This window comes from Kribbella sp. NBC_00482 (assembly GCF_036013725.1).
Taxonomy (GTDB): domain Bacteria; phylum Actinomycetota; class Actinomycetes; order Propionibacteriales; family Kribbellaceae; genus Kribbella.
The window spans coordinates 4,525,261-4,541,182 of the sequence record NZ_CP107881.1 but is presented as its reverse complement, the minus strand read 5'-3'; the positions used below and the strand labels follow the sequence as shown (position 1 = coordinate 4,541,182).

The 15,922-nt window shown below is 68.6% G+C and carries 17 protein-coding genes; 5 read left to right on the top strand and 12 right to left on the bottom strand.

Annotated features, from left to right (window positions below; translation table 11 throughout):
• Positions 1 to 50: 50 nt before the first annotated feature.
• Genes OHB24_RS22320 through OHB24_RS22310 form a run of 3 tightly spaced genes read left to right on the top strand, consistent with a single transcriptional unit; the run spans position 51 to position 1,997 of the window.
• Complete coding sequence (locus OHB24_RS22320) at positions 51 to 608, top strand: DUF6817 domain-containing protein (RefSeq protein WP_327632738.1); 558 nt, start codon at positions 51 to 53, stop codon at positions 606 to 608.
• A gap of 5 nt (positions 609 to 613) precedes the next feature.
• Positions 614 to 1,543 carry an alpha/beta fold hydrolase gene (locus OHB24_RS22315; RefSeq protein ID WP_327632737.1) on the top strand — a complete coding sequence of 310 codons (930 nt, stop codon included), beginning with the start codon at positions 614 to 616 and terminating at the stop codon, positions 1,541 to 1,543.
• A gap of 46 nt (positions 1,544 to 1,589) precedes the next feature.
• On the top strand, positions 1,590 to 1,997 hold the full coding sequence (locus OHB24_RS22310) for a hypothetical protein (RefSeq protein ID WP_327632736.1): 408 nt from the start codon (positions 1,590 to 1,592) through the stop codon (positions 1,995 to 1,997).
• On the opposite strand, the gene OHB24_RS22305 is transcribed toward OHB24_RS22310, so the two are convergent.
• From OHB24_RS22305 to OHB24_RS22295, 3 genes are read right to left on the bottom strand one after another with little or no spacing between them, the layout of a single operon-like run.
• Positions 1,987 to 2,709, bottom strand: coding sequence for a PIG-L deacetylase family protein (locus OHB24_RS22305; RefSeq protein WP_327632735.1), 723 nt, complete (start codon positions 2,707 to 2,709; stop codon positions 1,987 to 1,989). The genes OHB24_RS22310 and OHB24_RS22305 overlap by 11 nt on opposite strands.
• 9 nt (positions 2,710 to 2,718) lie before the next feature.
• Complete coding sequence (locus tag OHB24_RS22300; RefSeq protein ID WP_327632734.1) at positions 2,719 to 4,020, bottom strand: D-arabinono-1,4-lactone oxidase; 1,302 nt, start codon at positions 4,018 to 4,020, stop codon at positions 2,719 to 2,721.
• Positions 4,017 to 5,171 (bottom strand): amino acid deaminase/aldolase, encoded by a 1,155-nt coding sequence (locus OHB24_RS22295; RefSeq protein ID WP_327632733.1) that lies wholly within the window; start codon positions 5,169 to 5,171, stop codon positions 4,017 to 4,019. Before OHB24_RS22295 ends, OHB24_RS22300 begins: the two co-directional genes overlap by 4 nt.
• A 151-nt stretch (positions 5,172 to 5,322) precedes the next feature.
• Between OHB24_RS22295 and OHB24_RS22290 the strand changes: the two genes are divergently transcribed.
• Positions 5,323 to 6,309, top strand: a complete 987-nt coding sequence (locus OHB24_RS22290) for an alpha/beta fold hydrolase (RefSeq protein ID WP_327632732.1) — start codon at positions 5,323 to 5,325, stop codon at positions 6,307 to 6,309.
• On the opposite strand, the gene OHB24_RS22285 is transcribed toward OHB24_RS22290, so the two are convergent.
• From OHB24_RS22285 to dapC, 3 genes are all read right to left on the bottom strand, one after another.
• Complete coding sequence (locus OHB24_RS22285; protein ID WP_327632731.1) at positions 6,299 to 7,069, bottom strand: hypothetical protein; 771 nt, start codon at positions 7,067 to 7,069, stop codon at positions 6,299 to 6,301. The two genes, OHB24_RS22290 and OHB24_RS22285, sit on opposite strands and share 11 nt — an antisense overlap.
• Entirely contained in the window at positions 7,066 to 8,202 is a 1,137-nt protein-coding gene (locus OHB24_RS22280; RefSeq protein WP_327632730.1) for a M15 family metallopeptidase, read from the bottom strand. Before OHB24_RS22280 ends, OHB24_RS22285 begins: the two co-directional genes overlap by 4 nt.
• Before the next feature lie 287 nt (positions 8,203 to 8,489).
• The gene (gene dapC / locus OHB24_RS22275; protein ID WP_327641087.1) at positions 8,490 to 9,590 is read right to left on the bottom strand and encodes a succinyldiaminopimelate transaminase; all 1,101 of its coding nucleotides are present in this window, start codon (positions 9,588 to 9,590) and stop codon (positions 8,490 to 8,492) included.
• A gap of 84 nt (positions 9,591 to 9,674) precedes the next feature.
• Between dapC and OHB24_RS22270 the strand changes: the two genes are divergently transcribed.
• Positions 9,675 to 10,739, top strand: a complete 1,065-nt coding sequence (locus OHB24_RS22270) for an FAD-dependent oxidoreductase (protein WP_327632729.1) — start codon at positions 9,675 to 9,677, stop codon at positions 10,737 to 10,739.
• Here OHB24_RS22270 and OHB24_RS22265 read toward each other — a convergent pair.
• The 6 genes from OHB24_RS22265 to OHB24_RS22240 are packed head-to-tail and all read right to left on the bottom strand — an operon-like array spanning position 10,730 to position 15,827.
• Positions 10,730 to 11,068 carry a GroES family chaperonin gene (locus tag OHB24_RS22265; protein WP_442913918.1) on the bottom strand — a complete coding sequence of 113 codons (339 nt, stop codon included), beginning with the start codon at positions 11,066 to 11,068 and terminating at the stop codon, positions 10,730 to 10,732. The genes OHB24_RS22270 and OHB24_RS22265 overlap by 10 nt on opposite strands.
• The gene (locus tag OHB24_RS22260; protein ID WP_327632728.1) at positions 11,065 to 11,379 is read right to left on the bottom strand and encodes a DUF3618 domain-containing protein; all 315 of its coding nucleotides are present in this window, start codon (positions 11,377 to 11,379) and stop codon (positions 11,065 to 11,067) included. The genes OHB24_RS22265 and OHB24_RS22260 overlap by 4 nt, the downstream gene beginning before the upstream one ends.
• 16 nt (positions 11,380 to 11,395) lie before the next feature.
• Positions 11,396 to 12,439 (bottom strand): glucose 1-dehydrogenase, encoded by a 1,044-nt coding sequence (locus OHB24_RS22255; protein ID WP_327632727.1) that lies wholly within the window; start codon positions 12,437 to 12,439, stop codon positions 11,396 to 11,398.
• Positions 12,440 to 12,443: 4 nt separating this feature from the next.
• Positions 12,444 to 13,286, bottom strand: a complete 843-nt coding sequence (locus OHB24_RS22250; protein ID WP_327632726.1) for a transglutaminase family protein — start codon at positions 13,284 to 13,286, stop codon at positions 12,444 to 12,446.
• Entirely contained in the window at positions 13,283 to 14,227 is a 945-nt protein-coding gene (locus OHB24_RS22245; protein ID WP_327632725.1) for an alpha-E domain-containing protein, read from the bottom strand. The genes OHB24_RS22250 and OHB24_RS22245 overlap by 4 nt, the downstream gene beginning before the upstream one ends.
• A 16-nt stretch (positions 14,228 to 14,243) precedes the next feature.
• The gene (locus tag OHB24_RS22240) at positions 14,244 to 15,827 is read right to left on the bottom strand and encodes a circularly permuted type 2 ATP-grasp protein (RefSeq protein ID WP_327632724.1); all 1,584 of its coding nucleotides are present in this window, start codon (positions 15,825 to 15,827) and stop codon (positions 14,244 to 14,246) included.
• Positions 15,828 to 15,922 lie beyond the last annotated feature (95 nt).

The following is a 15,922-nucleotide window of genomic DNA, read 5'->3' as shown; positions in this document are numbered from 1 at the left end:
GCCTTGATCTGGTCGAGGGGTTTGGCCGCTCCGGGGTGAGAAGGGGTCAGATGAGCACTTTCCAGGACTTGGGTTCGCTGCTGATGGTGCGCGGCGCCGATGAGATCGACCACGCGGGCGGAAGCTTGTACGTCCACCTGCATCGCGTGGCCAAGCGCCTCAGCTCCCTCGGCGCGTCCGACGCCCTGGTGCTGGCCGGCCTCGCCCACGCCGCGTACGGGACCGACGGCTTCCGGACGCACCTGTTCGACTGGCAGACAGAGCGCCCGGTCCTGGAGTCGGTGATCGGCACCGAAGCCGAGCTGATCGTCTACCGGTACGGCGCCTGTGACCGCGAGACCACCTGGCGCGACCTCGCCGAGCACCGCACCGTGACGGACCGTTTCACCGGTACGTCGGAGGAGCTCGGCAGCGAGGACCTCCGCGACTTCGTCGACCTGACCATCGTCAACGAGCTCGACGTCCTCGACCACGACGCCAAACGGGCGCTCAAGCTGCGCCCGTTCCTGCAGGAACAGATCGTGCGCTGGCAGTCCCTCGCCTCCCCCGCGGTCCTCACCGAGTCCCAGCGCATCCTGCAACTGCAGAACGAGGGCCTGACAAACTAGGCGCTGTGAAACGGTTCCTGTGGCGGGGGTTCTTGGGACTTCTCGGGCTCTGGCTGGTCGTCACCGCGGCATCTCTCGGCTACAACCTCGTCACCAACGGAACCGCAGCACCTCCACCCGGCCTCAAGTACGTGCAGGCCGGCGACATCAACACCCGCTACGACAGCTGGGGTACGTCGGGAGCACCCGTCGTACTCGTGCACGGGTCAGCGGAGTCTGTCGACACGTGGTCGCGGCTCGTACCGCTGCTCGCCACCAACCATCGTGTGTATGCGTACGACATGACCGGCTACGGGTACTCCGAGCGCAAGGCGCCGTACACGATCGAGCATCTCGCGGCGCAGCTGCTCGGGTTCCTGGACGCGATGCACCTCGGCGGGCCGGGTGAGCCGCGGCCGATCCTGGTCGGCCACTCGCTCGGCGCGGGGATCGCAGCCGAGGCGACGCTGGAGGCGCCGGACCGGATCGACGGGATCATGTTCCTCGACGGCGACGGGTTGCCGTTGCCGGGCGGGCAGGCCGGGCCGCCGCGGTGGCTGATCGTCCCGCCGTACCGGACATCGCTGTTCCGGCTGGTGCTCGACCAGGGCTGGCTGCTGAAGAAGATCTACAACAACGTCTGCGCCCCCGACTGCCCGGAGATGGTTGTCGACGACTGGACCCGCCCGTTCCGGCAGCCCGGTGCCGAGAAGGCGGTCTGGCAGATGACCGCTCATGGCATCCCTGCGGTCGCTCCCGAGCGGTTGGCGAAGCTGAGCGCTCTGAAGCTCCCCAAAGCGGTCGTTTTCGGCGCCGACGACACGAACGGCGGCAACCCGACCGAGACCGCTACCCGCATCGGAGCGCCCGCGCCGACGCTGATCCCGAACGCCAACCACCTGACGCCGATCTCCAACCCGGCCGAGGTGGCGGCTGCGATCAACGCACTTCGCTGATCGCAGATTTCTGGAAATCCGGCGACCGCCGACGGATGATCGGGGTATGGCCCGTTACGAAGTGGTTGCGCGCGCGAAGCCCGATCGTCGACTGTCCAACGCCGACTACATCGACCTCGCCCTGAACTCGTGGTCCTTGGACAAGGGCCTGCGGTTCCAGCGGATCGAGGACCTGCCGGACGGATCGATCGCGGTCGTCCTGCAGCAGAAGATGTCGCCGCGCAAGCACGACACGGCCTGCGCCATGGCGAACCGGAGCCTCGCCCAGCTTGGGATCCCGGCCAGTCAGGTCGAGCAGATCGACCTGCACCGGATGACTCGCAAGGGCGGTCGCGCGCTGGTTCGCTCGTGGGTCGGCCCGAACAACCCGCCCGGCCCCGGTACCGCCGGAGACCGCGAGCCGCGGCGCCCGAAGCCGGCGCCGCCGCATCTGCAGGCCTACCTCAAGGAGTGAAGACCTCGAACCGCGTGCCGTACTTCGTGCCCAGCTGAGCACCGGCCGGGCGCGAGGTGCCTTCGAGGAACTCCTCCGGGTCGAAATGCGGCCAGTTCAGCCCGTCGATGTAGGCCTTGTGCGCCTTCAGCGACTGCACTCCGACGTCGAACGTGTCGGTGGTGTCCACCCCGTGCCGCGCGTCGGGTGATCCGGCCGCCCAGACCTGCCGTACGCCGTCCCACTTGTCGCCGGCGTCCGTGAAGATCCACCGGTTGGCTGCGTCCCGTACCGCGTCGAGCGTGGCGCGGCCGGTGTTGATGTGGTCGGCCTGGTTCAGCAGGACGTCGCCGTCCCAGGTGTCGCGGAAGTTGTTCGTGATGACGATCTCCGGCTGGTGCCGGCGGATCGCGGCGGTGATCACGCGGCGGAGCGCGACGTCGTACTCGATGGTGCCGTCGGGCTGACCGAGGAACTCGACCGCGGAGACGCCGACGATCCGGGACGACTCGATCTGTTCGGCCTCACGCAGCGGGCCGCACTCGGCCGGGTCGACGCCGTCGATCCCCGCCTCGCCGGAGGTCAGTAGGCAGTACACGATCTGTTTGCCCTGTCCGGTCCAGCGCGCGATCGCGGCCGCCGTACCGAATTCCAGGTCATCCGGATGCGCGACCACAGCCAGCGCCTTCTGCCAGTCCTCGACGACAGGTTCAAGCCCCTCCGATGTACTCATCTCCGCAGGCTAGCGCCCGAAGACCTGCTCGGTGTAGGCGTTCTCGAACGTCCGTTGTGGATCCAGCCGGTCGCGGATCGCGAGGAAGTCGTCGAAGTGCGGGTAGCGGGTGCGCAGGTCGTCCGCCGTGAGCGTGTGCAGCTTGCCCCAGTGCGGCCGGCCGCCGTAGTCGGCGACGATGTTCTCGAAGGCCCGGAAGTACGGGTCGTGCGGCAGCCGGTGGTACTGGTGGATCGCGACGTACGCCGTCTCGCGCCCGGACGCCGTGGACAGCCAGATGTCGTCCGGCGCGGCCACCCGGACCTCGATCGGGAACGGGATCCGCGACCCGGACGCGTCGATCCACTCCCGCAGCCGGCGGATCACGTCGACGACGTGCTCCCGCGGTACGGCGTACTCCGACTCGCGGAAGATCACGTTCCGCTCGGAACAGAACACCTTGTACGACGCGTCGACGTACTCCCGGGCCGACAGCGCCCGCGAGGCGAGCTGGTTGATCCGCGGCACCATCCCGGGTCGCCGGACCGCGAGCCGATTGGTCAGCTCGAAGACCTTGTTGGACAGCAGCTCGTCGTCGATCCAGCCACGAACCCGGCCGACCGGTGAGGCGTCGACGCCCGGGGCGACCCGGTTGTTCCGCTTGGTGAGCGCGATCTCGGTGTGCGGGAACCAGTAGAACTCGAAGTGGTCGTTGCCATCGGCAAGTTCACCGAACCCGTCCAGGACCTCGGTGAGCGGCAGCGGCATCTCCTGCGCACGCAGCAGGAACGCCGGCACGCACTGCAGGGTCAGCGAGCTGATCACGCCGAGCGCGCCGACCGAGACCCGGGCCGCGGCGAACACGTCCGGGTTCTCCTCCGCCGAGCAGTGCAGCACCGAGCCGTCCGCGGTGACGAGGTCGAGCGCGACGACCTGCGTGGCCAGACCGCCGAGCCGAGCACCGGTCCCGTGCGTCCCGGTGGAGATCGCGCCCGACACAGTCTGCTTGTCGATGTCGCCGAGGTTCGCCATCGCCAGGTCGAACGCCGCCAGGCCCGCGTTGAGCTTCCGCAGCCCGGTGCCCGCTCCGACCGTGACACGGCCGGATTCCTTGTCGGCGTTGACGATCGAGGACAGGCCGTCCAGCCGGATCATCACCTGCTGTGGCACCGAGCAGCCCGTGAACGAGTGCCCGGAACCGACCGCCTTGAGCTTCTTACCCTGCTCGGCCGCGGACTTGACCACGGCGGCGAGCTCGTCGGCCGAACCTGGGCGCAGCGTCTCGATCCCGGTCGCCGACTCGGTGCCGGCCCAGTTCCGCCAGGTGCTCATCCGAAGTTCTTCCCTTCGCCGCGGTAGGTGACCAGTTCCTTCACCTCATCGCCGTCGATCGCGTTCACGACGTCGAACCGCTCCAGCATCTCGCCTGCCTTCGCGTAGCGCATCCACACTCTGTCGCCGATGTGTAGCCGATCGGCCGATTGTCCCTGGACCGGAGTCTGCACCTCACCGGCGCCTTCGGTGCCCAGGAGCTTCAGTCCGGACGGCGCGGCAGGCAGCGGTAGCCGCGACTTCTTCGCCGGCCCCGACGCCACGTACCCACCGCCGAAGAGCGTGGCGATCCGCGGTGCGGGCCGCCGTACGACGTCCAGCGCGTAGGCCATCGCGTGCTCCGGCTGGAACACGTCGTACTTGTCGAAGAGAGTCGGGCCGTAGAGACCGGAGCCGGCGGTGACCTCGGTGACGACCGGGTCGGCGCTGCTGATCTCCAGGCTGCCCGTGCCGCCGCTGTTGACGATCCGGAGCGGCGCGACCTGCTTGACCGCGTCGACGACCGCGCCACGCCGGTCGGCGAGCTCGGCGGCCGAACGGCGCTTCACCCAGCGAACGGCCGGCGACGTGTCGGGGAGGCCTGCGATCTGCGCCTCGTAGAACATCACGCCGGTCAGCTCGAACGCGTCGTCGGCGGCGACGGTACTGGCCAGCGCTGCGACCTCGGACGGGGTGCGCAGCGGCGACCGTCGTACGCCGAGGTGCCGGCCGAAGATTCGCAGCGAGGCGTCGACGTCGAGGCAGATCTGGATCCGCGCAGTGCCGGTCGCCGCGGCCTTGACGTACCCGAGGTGCTCCGGCGAGTCGATCATCAGCGTGATCCGGGACGCCGCCTCGGGGTCCTCGGACAGCTCGCGGAGCGCGGTCCGATGGGTCGTCGGGTAGCCGAGCAGGATGTCGTCGACACCGTTCCGGGCCAGCCAGAGCGCCTCGGGGAGCGCGTAGCTCATCACGCCGTGGAACCCGGGCCGCTCGAGCGCGGCCGTGATCAGCGCGCGGCAACGGACCGACTTGGAGGCGATCCGGATCGGCGTACCGGCGGCGCGCCGGACCAGGTCGTCGGCGTTCCGCCGGAACGCGGCGAGGTCGATCACCGCGTACGGCGCGTCCAGCCGCGCGGTCAGGCGGGCATACCGGTCGAAGTCACCCATAACCGGAGTGTAGGACACGAAATACTGAAAGGTAATACAACTTCTCCTCCGACTTTCCTGACCCTGGGGAGTCCGGACCAGGGTGTCTCACGGGCGCGACCGGGGTCCCGCACCGGCGAATCTGGAGCCTCTCCCCTCGGAAAGGTCTCTCATGAACGTCAGCCGCCGTACTCTCCTCCGGACCACCGGCGCCGCCGCCCTGGCCGCCCCGTTCCTCACAGGAGGCGCGGCCGCCTCTCCGAAGCTCCCGTTCGGGCCAATCAAGCAGATCGACGCGGGCGTTCTCAGCGTCGGGTACGTCGAACTCGGGCCGACTCACGGCACCCCGGTGCTCCTACTGCACGGCTTCCCGTACGACATCCACAGCTACGAGCAGGTCGCCCCGCTGCTCGCCCGCCGCGGCTACCGCGTCGTGGTGCCCTACTTCCGCGGCCACGGCAGTACGACGTTCCGCTCGGCCGCAACGCCGCGCAACGTCGACCAGGCTGCGTTCGCGCTCGACATCCTCGCTCTGATGGACGCTCTCGGAATCCAGCGCGCCGTGCTGGCCGGCTACGACTGGGGCTCGCGCACCGCGGACATCATCGCCGCCCTCTGGCCGGAGCGGGTGAAGGCACTGGTCTCGGTGACCGGGTACCTGATCACCAACCTCGAGTTCAACAAGAAGCCGCTCCCGCCCGCAGCCGAGAACGCCTGGTGGTACCAGTACTACTTCGCCACCGAGCGCGGCGCGGAAGGCCTGCACCAGTACAAGCGAGAGATCGGTGAGTTCATCTGGAAGTTCAACTCGCCGACGTGGACGTACAGCGCCGCGACGTACGCCCGGACCGCGGCCGCCTTCGAGAACCCGGACTACGAGGCCATCGTGATCGGCAACTACCGCTGGCGGCAGAGCCTGATCCCGGCCGAGCCGGAGTACGCCGAGCTGGAGACCAAGCTGCAGAAGGCGCCGAAGATCGCCGTACCGACGATCACCGTCGACGGCCGCTACGACCCGTTCACACCGGCCGGGAACGGGTCGTCGTACCGGGACCACTTCACCGGCCGCTACCAGCACCGCACCTTCGACGTCGGCCACAACGTGCCGCAGGAGGCACCGCGGGAGTTCGCGCAGGCAGTGGTCGACGCTAGTCGATGACAGCCTCGAGGGCCGGTACGACGCTGCGGGCCCAGTCGGCCTGCTGATCCGGGTGGGTGGACGTGGCGGCGAGCAGGGCGACTGTCGCACCCTTCACCACCGACACGTCTACGTAGGACTCTGCTCCGGCATACGCACGTACCGCGGCGGCAGCTGTGGTGTCGGCCCAGAGTTGTTTGACGCTCAGGTCACCGCCGGCGCCGCATGCCTTCATACGGGCCTCGTAGCCCTCGTAGTAGGCGGCCGCCTGCTCAGACGTGGCGAAGCGGAGCAAGAGCGCGGTGGCGGGTAGGGCGTCTGCGGTGCGATAGCTGCCAGCTAGTGCGTAGGCAGGGACGGGCAGCGAGCCCTTGACTTCCTGACCGGCGCAGCCGGAGGGCAGTGCTTCGTACGAGGCCTGGTGTGGGTCGCGGCGGCGGGTCCACGTGTTGTTGCCGATGAAGCCTGCCTCTGCACCACCCGGGTCCGTGTACGTCTTCCAGCCCGTGCCGAGCTTGTCCGGTGCTGGGAGGTTGCGTGCGGTGAGCGGTCCGGCGTTTGCCGGAGGCGGTGCGGTCGCCTGCTCAGGCACCTCCGGCGGCACGGCTGCATCTGTCGGTTTGGTGGAGCTCAACGTGTTGGTGGGCACCGGGACCGTCCCACCCACCACCGTCGGGATCGGCGTCGGCGTGGGCGTCGGTGTGGGCTCCTGGGCGGCCGAGTTGGAGCTGCAGCCGACCAGAACGACTGACAACGCGCTGGCGACTACTAGGGCTCTCACTTCGGCTCGAAGTGCTGGTAGTCGGGTTTGGCCCAGCCGGCGCCCCAGAAGTACCCCTGGCCGATCAGAGCCTTCGTGGCGACGCTGCTCGAGAACAGCATGCCCGGACGCACCACGGACCGGTTGCGATACGCCAGCCCGTTCGACGGGTACCAGACGCCGTTCGCGGCCAGGTACGGGTTCTCCACGGTGTTGATGTCGATCGCCCAGCCGTACGAGTGCGGCGACAGCGAATACGGATCACCCGTGACCCGGCGGCAGTTGAACGCGGAGGTGTTGTCGGCCGCCATCGACTTGATGTCGCTACCGCCGAACACGTCCACCCGGCGCATCTGCCGGATCGGGAACTTCGACGCGAACGTCGAGGTCCACACGGTGATCATCTTCGCCACCGCGGCGTCCCGCAGGATCAGCTCGCCGCGGTGCACGCGACCGTCGAAACCCCAGTAGTTCAGCTGCAGCAGCCGCAGCGAAGACGGCTTCACGGGGCATCCGGCGCGGTACGTGTTCGGCACCATCGCGGCGGAGACGGCGTACACCTTGGGGTTCAGTGCCGCCTTGATGACGATCGTCGCGAGGCCGGAGTACTCCATCGCGGGCTGGGCGACGTACCGCGTGACGACGCGGACGGTCCGTGTCTTCGGCAGGTCGTCGGGGACCCGCAGGCGGAAGTTGCCTCCTGCATCCATCGTGGCGATGTTCACGAGCCGCCACACGCCGCTGCCGAGGTACTCCTGCAGCGCGAGCTCCTTGCCCGGTTCCGCCGGGACCATCCGGCCGGTGACCGAGACGCCGGTCAGGGTCGCGTACCAGGACGCCGGGGTGTTGATCAGGATCTTCCGGTCCTGGATCGGCACGGTCCGGTAGTCCGAGATCGCGAGCGCCGTCTCGGCCTTGACGCCGATCATCGTGCGGAACGCCCAGGTGCCCGTGTACGCCGACACGAGGCTGAACTTGTAGACGCCGCCGGCCGTGGTCCGGGTCGAGGCGCGCAGCACCCAGGCACCGGGGACCCGCTGCCACAGGGTGATGTACGAGCCCGTGATCGGCTGGCTGATCTTGCCGGTGAAGACGGTCGGCTTGTCCTCCCAGGACGCGGCCGGCTGGTCCAGCGTGATCGACCAAGCTGCCACCGCTGCTTTCGGCGTCGGTGTAGGCGTTGGAGTGGGGGTCGGTGAAGGCGTTTCAGTTGGTGTCTCAGTTGGTGTTTCAGCCGGCGTCTCAGTAGGAGTCACCGACGGTGTGACACTCGGCGAAGGACTCTCGTCCGCCTGGGCCACACCGACCGACCCAAGACTCAGCAGAACCGCTACCGCCACCCCGACGAAGCGTTTCATCCGCCTCTCCCTCCCCTGGACAACACCTACCCATATAAGAGGCAGTCACACAGGAAGACGTCACACGAAGCCGGGAAGTTCTTTCACTCCTGCAGTCTCTTCACAGCGGCGTCGACGCGCTCGTCGGTCCCGGTGAGCGCGATCCGGACGTGCCGGTCACCCGCGGTCCCGTAGAACGCACCGGGTGCGACCAAGATTCCCCGATCCGCCAGCGCACCTACGGAGCCGTACGCGTCGTACGACGGGTGCGACGCCCACAGGTACAGCCCGCCGTTGGACAGGGTGATCTCCCAGCCCGCATCGGTCAGCGCGTCCCGCAGTACCGCGTGGCGACGCAGGTAGCGGGCACGCTGCTCCTCGACATGAGCGTCGTCGGCGAACGCGGCAGCCATCGCGGCCTGGATCGGCGACGGCACCATCAGCCCGGCGTGCTTGCGTACGGCGAGCAGCTCCGCCACGACGGTCGGATCGCCGGCGACGAAGCCGCCGCGGTACCCGGCCAGGTTGGAGCGCTTGGACAGCGAGTGCACCGCCAACAGGTTGTCGAAGCTGCCACCGGACACGTCTGGGTGCAGCACGGACACCGGCTTCTCGTCCCAGCCGAACTCGGCGTAGCACTCGTCGCTGACCAGCAGTACGTCGTTCGCCCGCGCCCACTCGACCGCACGCCGCAGGTCGGCCGGCGGGGTGATCTCACCGGTCGGGTTGCGCGGGGAGTTCAGGTACGCGACCCGGACCGGCCCGTCGTACGTCGTCGGGTCGGCCACCGGGACGCTGGTGGCCCGGGCGAGCGCCGCGCCGGCCTCGTACGTCGGGTACGCCAGGTCCGGGATGAGGACCGTGTCGCCGGAGCCGATGCCGAGCAGCGTCGGCAGCATCATGATCAGCTCCTTGGTGCCGATCACGGGCAGTACGCCGCTCTGCGGGTCGACGCCGGTCACGCCCAGCCGCCGCGCCATCCAGTCCACGGCCGCCTGCCGCGCCGCCGACGTACCGATCGTCGTCGGGTACGCCGGTGCGTCCGCGGCGTCGGCCAGCGCCTGCTTCACCAGCGCCGGCACCGGGTCAACAGGACTGCCCACCGACAGGTCCACGATCCCGTCGGGATGCGCAGCCGCCTTCTGCTGATAGGGGGCGAGCTTGTCCCACGGGAAGTCTGGCAGCCGGCTGGAGGTCTCGAAGATCACCCGCCCATTCTCCCCCACACGCTCTGCAGCTGAGATCGGCTGTCCACATCACTACGATCAGTGCTGACAGGGGGTGACCGAATGACGTATGACGTGGCAGTGGTGGGGGCCGGTGCGATGGGGTCGGCGGCCGCGCGGGCACTGGCCGCGGCCGGGCGAGAGGTCGTCGTACTGGAGCAGTTCACGCTCGGGCACGAGCGGGGCGGGTCGCACGGCGCGACGCGGTTGTTCCGGCCGGCTGCGGACGACGCCGAGGTGGCTGAGCTGACAGAGCGAGCACGGCCGCTGTGGCGGGAGCTGGAGACCGAGTCGGGCGAGACGCTGCTCGAGGAGACCGGTGGGATCGACCACGGGATGAGTGACGCGTCGATCGAGGTCTTCCGGTCGTTGCACGGGGCAACCGGGTCGGTGCTGCCGGCCGCAGAGGCTCTGGAGCGGTGGCCGGGGTTCCGGTTCGAGACCCCGGTGCTGTACCAGCCGGGGTCAGGGCGGCTGTACGCCGACCGGACCGTTCACGCGCTACAGGTCGTGGCTGGTCGTTTGGGCGCCGAGTTCCGCGTGCAGTCACCGGTACGCGCGCTGCGGACACATGACGGTCTGGTCGAGCTCGACGTACCAGGTGGCGCGGTGCGGGCGCGGCACGTCGTACTGGCGACTGGACCATGGACTCCGAGGCTGGTGGACGGACTGGTGTCGTTGCCACCGTTCCGAGTGACGCAGGAGCAGCCACGGTTCTTCGCTCCCGTGTCAGACGAGCTGGAGTGGCCGTCCTTCGTGCACCACGGCCCTACCAGCTACGGTCTCTACGAACCGGGCTCCGGGGTCAAGGTCGGACTGCACGCGACCGGGCCGGAGGTGGACCCCGACCAGCGCGACTTCCAGCCGGAGCCGGAGCGCGACCTGGCCCTGCTGCAGTACGTCGAGCAGTGGTACCCAGGGCTGGACCCTCACAGGTCCACGGCGATCAGTTGTCTCTACGACAACACGCCGACATCCGACTTCGTCATCGACCGCGCCGGACCGATCACGGTTGCCGCCGGGTTCTCCGGCCAGGGATTCAAGTTCGTACCGCTGGTCGGCGCACTCGTCCGCGACCTGGTCACCGGCGCCGCCCAGAAGTCGGCCCGTTTCAGATTTCAGAGATAGAGGCCGGTCTGGCCGTCCTCGAGGCGGCCGGCGGCCACCGCGTGCAGGTCGCGCTCGCGGAGCAGGATGTAGTCGTCGCCACGCACCTCGACCTCGGCCCGGTCCTCCGGGTCGAACAGCACTCGATCGTCGACCTCGACGGTCCGCACGTTCGCGCCGATCGCGACCACCTTCGCCCAGGACAGGCGGCGGCCCATCTGCGCGGTGGCGGGGATCAGAATGCCCGCCGACGACTTCCGCTCGCCCTCCTGCTCGACGGAGACCAGGACGCGGTCGTGCAGCATCCGGATCGGGAGCTTGTCGTCGGACAGCCGCTTGCGTGAAGTCACCGGCGACCCACCAGGCGGCGGATCACCAGGAGTACGCCGACCACGCCGACGACGGCACCGGCGACCGCCACGATCTTCTGGGTCCGCAGCTGGCCCTGCTCGTCGAAGACCTGGGACCTGGCCTGCTCGACCTGCCGCAGGGCGACGTTCTTCGGGTTCGCCCGGTCGACCAGCTCGTCCACCGTCGAGGCCAGGCGCTCCCGGGTTGCGGCGATGTCCGCCTCGATCTGCTCGGCCGTCCGAGCCTTCGTGTCCGACACGTGTCGGCGCTCCTTCCATCGGCGGGGCTGCCCCGGTCTGCCCCTCGTCATGCACCATCCTCGCAGGTCATCCCCGCAAGTCCACGACCACCTTGATGTCTTCCGGTTCCCGCACCAATGCGTCCGGCCACTCCGACAGCGGCACGGTCCGGGTGATCAGCCGCTCCAGCCAGGACCGGTCCGCGGCCAGCAACACATCCACGGCGTCCGCGTAGTGCCGCTTGCCTGCGTTTACCGTCCCGACCAGGGCGGCGTTGCGGACCACCAACTGCCGGACCAGTGCGTCGAGCTGCACGTCGACAGTCGCCGGCCCGGGGTGGATCCCGGCCAGGCACATGACACCAGCAGGCGGCAGCAGCGAGGCGCAGTCGAACACCAGCTGCCCAGCACCCGTTGCTTCGATGACCACATCCGGTACGACGTCCAGCTGTCCCAGGTCGGTCAGATAGGTCCCGCCAAGCGCCCGTACCAGCTCTGGCTTCGGCCCGTCCTCAACGCGGTCCAGCACGTGTACGTCGTACCCGCGCTGCCGGGCGATCAGTGCAGCCAGCAAACCGATCGGTCCGGCACCCGTCACCAGTACGTGCTGCGGAGCGAACCACGACCGGGCTCCGACCTGGTCCACCTGCTCCCACGCCTTGGTGAGGATGCTGGCCGGCTCCACGAGCACACCCAGCTCTCCCAGTGCAGCAGGCACCGGTACGGCGAAGTACGGGTCGACCCGCCAGCGCTCGGCGCCGTACCCGTCCATTTCCTTGATGCCGCGCTCGGTGTACTGCCCGTTGCGGCAGAAGTCCCACTCGCCCCGCGCACAGGCTGGACAGGGCACTGGGTCGGGTCGACGTACCACTCCGGCGACCAGGTCCCCGGTGGTGAAGCCGGAGCCGACAGGTGCCTCCAGCACACGTCCGAGTGACTCGTGTCCGATGACGAGGTGGTCGGCGCCGTCCCGGCCGCTGCCGAACGCCCCGGAGACCAGCTCCAGGTCGGTCCCGCAGATGCCCGTCAGCAGGCCCTCCACCAGGATCGAACCGTCGACGACGGGAGGTTCTGGGACGTCGCCCACTGTCGCCGAGTCGGACTTGCCCGGCGTGACTGTCATGGCCCGCATCGGCTCAGGCTAGCCGGGTCATGTCGACGGTCACCTCGATGGCCGTCGCCGCATCGCCGGAGTAGATGCCCTTCAGCGGCGACACGTCCGCGTAGTCCCGGCCGGTCGCCACCCACACGTGCCGGTGCCCGATCGAGATGTCGTTGGTCGGGTCGAAGCCCCACCACTCGCCCGTCCACGCCTCCACCCACGCATGGCTCTCGCCGACGACCTTCTCGCCCACGGCCGCGTCCGGCTTGGTGTGTAGGTAGCCCGACACGTAGCGGCTCGGGACACCGACCGCGCGCAGCATGGCCAGGGTCAGGTGCGCGTAGTCCTGGCACACGCCCTCACCGGCCTGCCACGCGTCGACAGCCGACGAGTGCACACCAGTGGTGCCGCGCTGGTACTTCAGCGTGCCGTGGACCCATTTGGACACCGCGAGTACGGTCTCCTCCGGCGAACGGCCCCTCCGCAACGAGCGGGCGACCGCGGACAGCTCCCGGTGCCTCGGCACGTAGGTAGTCCACTCGAGGTACTCGGCGTAGGTGTCCAGGACGTCAGGTGACTTCAGCTGCACCCAGGTGACCTCAGAGGACGGTGGAGTCTGGTCGCTCGTCTCGACGACGGAGGCCGCGATCACCTTCAGTTCGGTGTGCGGGGTGTGCAGGTCGAAGGAGTTGACCTCGGTACCCCAGTAGTCCGTGTACTTGTACGCGCGAGCTGCTGGGATCGTCTCCAGCCGAGCCACCATGAGGTTCTGCCGGTCGTCATGACGCGGCGTCAGCCTGGCTTCGTTGTAGGACTGCGTCACGGCTGTCGCGTAGCGGTAGCCCGTCGTGTGCACGACGCGGAGGCGCCAGTTCACAGGTTCACCTCCGTGTTGTTCCACTCGATCCACGGCACCGCATGGAAGTACTGCCGCGACACCGCCTCACCGACGTCGCGGACCGTCGCCTGCAGCGCCTGCAGTCTGCCGGTCAGGTTGTCCAGCAGCTCCGCCGGCTGCAGGAACTCCAGATCGCTGCGTGCCTTCCCCAGCAACCGCGACGCCTCCGCGCCCGTACCGATCCGCGCCGACGGCCCGTGGTCGAGGTCCTCAAGACAGGACTCCGCCTGCTGCAGCGCGTGGAACACCGACCGCGGAAACAGCCGGTCCAGCAACAGGAACTGCACCACCCGGGACGCGTCGAGTGCACCGCGGTACGTCCGCAGATACGTGTCATGAGCACCCGCAGAACGCAGTACTGTCACCCAGCCGGGCGACGTGGGCTTGTCTCCCACACGGGACATCAGCAGCCGGACAAGCATGTCCACTCGCTCTACCGACCGCCCGAGCACCAAGAACCGCCAGCCGTCGTCGCGGCTCATCGTCGAGTCGGCCAGCCCGGCGAACATCGCGGCCCGGTCCTCCACGAACGTGAAGAACTCGTGCGGCCCCACCCGGCGCGCAGCGCGCTGCCGCTCGGGTACGGCGTTCCACATCGCGTTGATGCACTGCCACAGCTCACTCGACACCACCTCACGCGCGACCCGGGTGTTCTCTCGCGCGCTGGCGATCGAGGACACGATCGACCCGGTCTCCGGGGACATCGCGACCAGCTCGGTCAGCCCCCACACGTCCAGCTCGCTGCCGTCGGGTGGAGTGATGCCGAGGACCGAGAGCAGCCGGCGGCTGGCCGTGTCGGCGTCGACGGTGGCGTCCTCGAGCAGCTGGTGGACCGAGACGTCGAGGATTCGCGCGGTGTCGTCCGCGCGTTCGACGTACCGGCCGATCCAGTACAGCGACTCGGCGTTGCGTGCGAGCATCGTCAGCACCTCCTCATCACTGTTGCTGCTGCTGTTGGGCGACGTTCAGTTCGGGCCCCTGCTCCGGTGTCGCCGTACGGTCCGGCTTCACTGCCGCTGTAGCCAGCCCCGGTCCGCGGAGCTCTGCGTCGTCACCGGACGCCCTGGGCGCCAGCACCCACGTGTCCTTGGACCCGCCACCCTGTGACGAGTTGACGATCAGACTGCCCTCGGGAATCGCCACCCTGGTCAGTCCACCCGGCAGAACGAACACGTCGTCGCCGTCGTTGACCGCAAACGGTCGCAGGTCCACATGTCGTGGCTGCAGCCGTTCACCCACCTTCGTCGGCACAGTGGACAGCTGTACGACGGGTTGCGCGATCCAGCCTCGTGGGTTGGCCCTGATGCGCCGGCGCTGCGCCTGGAGCTCCTTGGGCGACGCATCCGGCCCGAACACGATGCCGTACCCACCAGAACCCTCTACTGGCTTGGTGACCAACTCGTCCAGGCGGTCCAGTACTTCCGCGTGCTCTGCGGGCAGCCAGCACCGGTACGTGTCGACGTTCGGCAGCAGGGGCGTTTCACCTAGGTAGTACTTCAGGATCTCCGGCAGGTACGTGTAGATCAGCTTGTCGTCACCGACGCCGTTGCCGATGGCATTGGCGATCACTACGTTCCCTGCGCGCGCTGCGTTCACCAGACCGGCCACACCGAGCACGGAGTCCGGAACGAACTGCACCGGGTCCAGGAACTCGTCATCGATCCGCCGGTAGACCACGTCGACCCGCTGCTCGCCCTCCGTCGTCCGTAGGTAGATGACGTTGTTCCGGGCCAGCAGGTCCCGTCCCTCGACCAGCTCCACCCCCATCTGGCGCGCCAGCAGCGAGTGCTCGAAGTACGCCGAGTTGTAGACACCTGGTGTCAGCACGACGACGTTCGGGTCGGTCACACCGGGAGCCGCGGCCCGCAGCGAGCGGAGCAGGTGTACGGCGTAGTCGCCGACCGCACGGACCCGGTGCTTCGCGAACAGGTCCGGAAACACCCGCGCCATCGTGCGGCGGTTCTCCATCACGTACGAAACCCCGGACGGGCTGCGCAGGTTGTCCTCGAGCACCCGGAAGTCGCCCTGCTCGTCACGCACCACGTCGATCCCGGCCACGTGGATGCGGACACCGTTCGGCGGGGCGATGCCGGCAGCCTGCCGGTGGAAGTGCTCACAGGAGGTGATCAGCCGGCGCGGCAGTACGCCGTCCGCGACGATCTGCTGCTCGCCGTAGATGTCGGCGAGGAACGCCTCGAGGGCCCGCACCCGCTGGACGACGCCACGTTCCAGGCGCGACCACTCCGACGCCGTGATCACCCGCGGCACCAGGTCGAGCGGGAACGGCCGTTCCTCCCCCGACAGGCTGAACGTGATCCCCTGATCGACGAGCGCCCGGTCGAGCGCCTCGGACCGGGTGGTCAGATCCGCAGGCTGCAACGGCTGCAACGAGTCGTGCAGCCGCTTGTACGCCGTACGCACGCCGTCGACCGGATCGAACATCTCGTCGTACGCCTCGGCATGCGGACGACGCGGGTCCAGGTAGCCGTCGAACAACTGGCGGGAGGATGCGCGGCTCATCTGCGCATCTTCACCCACTCAGCTCCCGCTCGCACCCCGACAGGGACTAGTTCTTCCGCACGTAACATTGCGCTCAGTAGACCTACCCGTGGAGG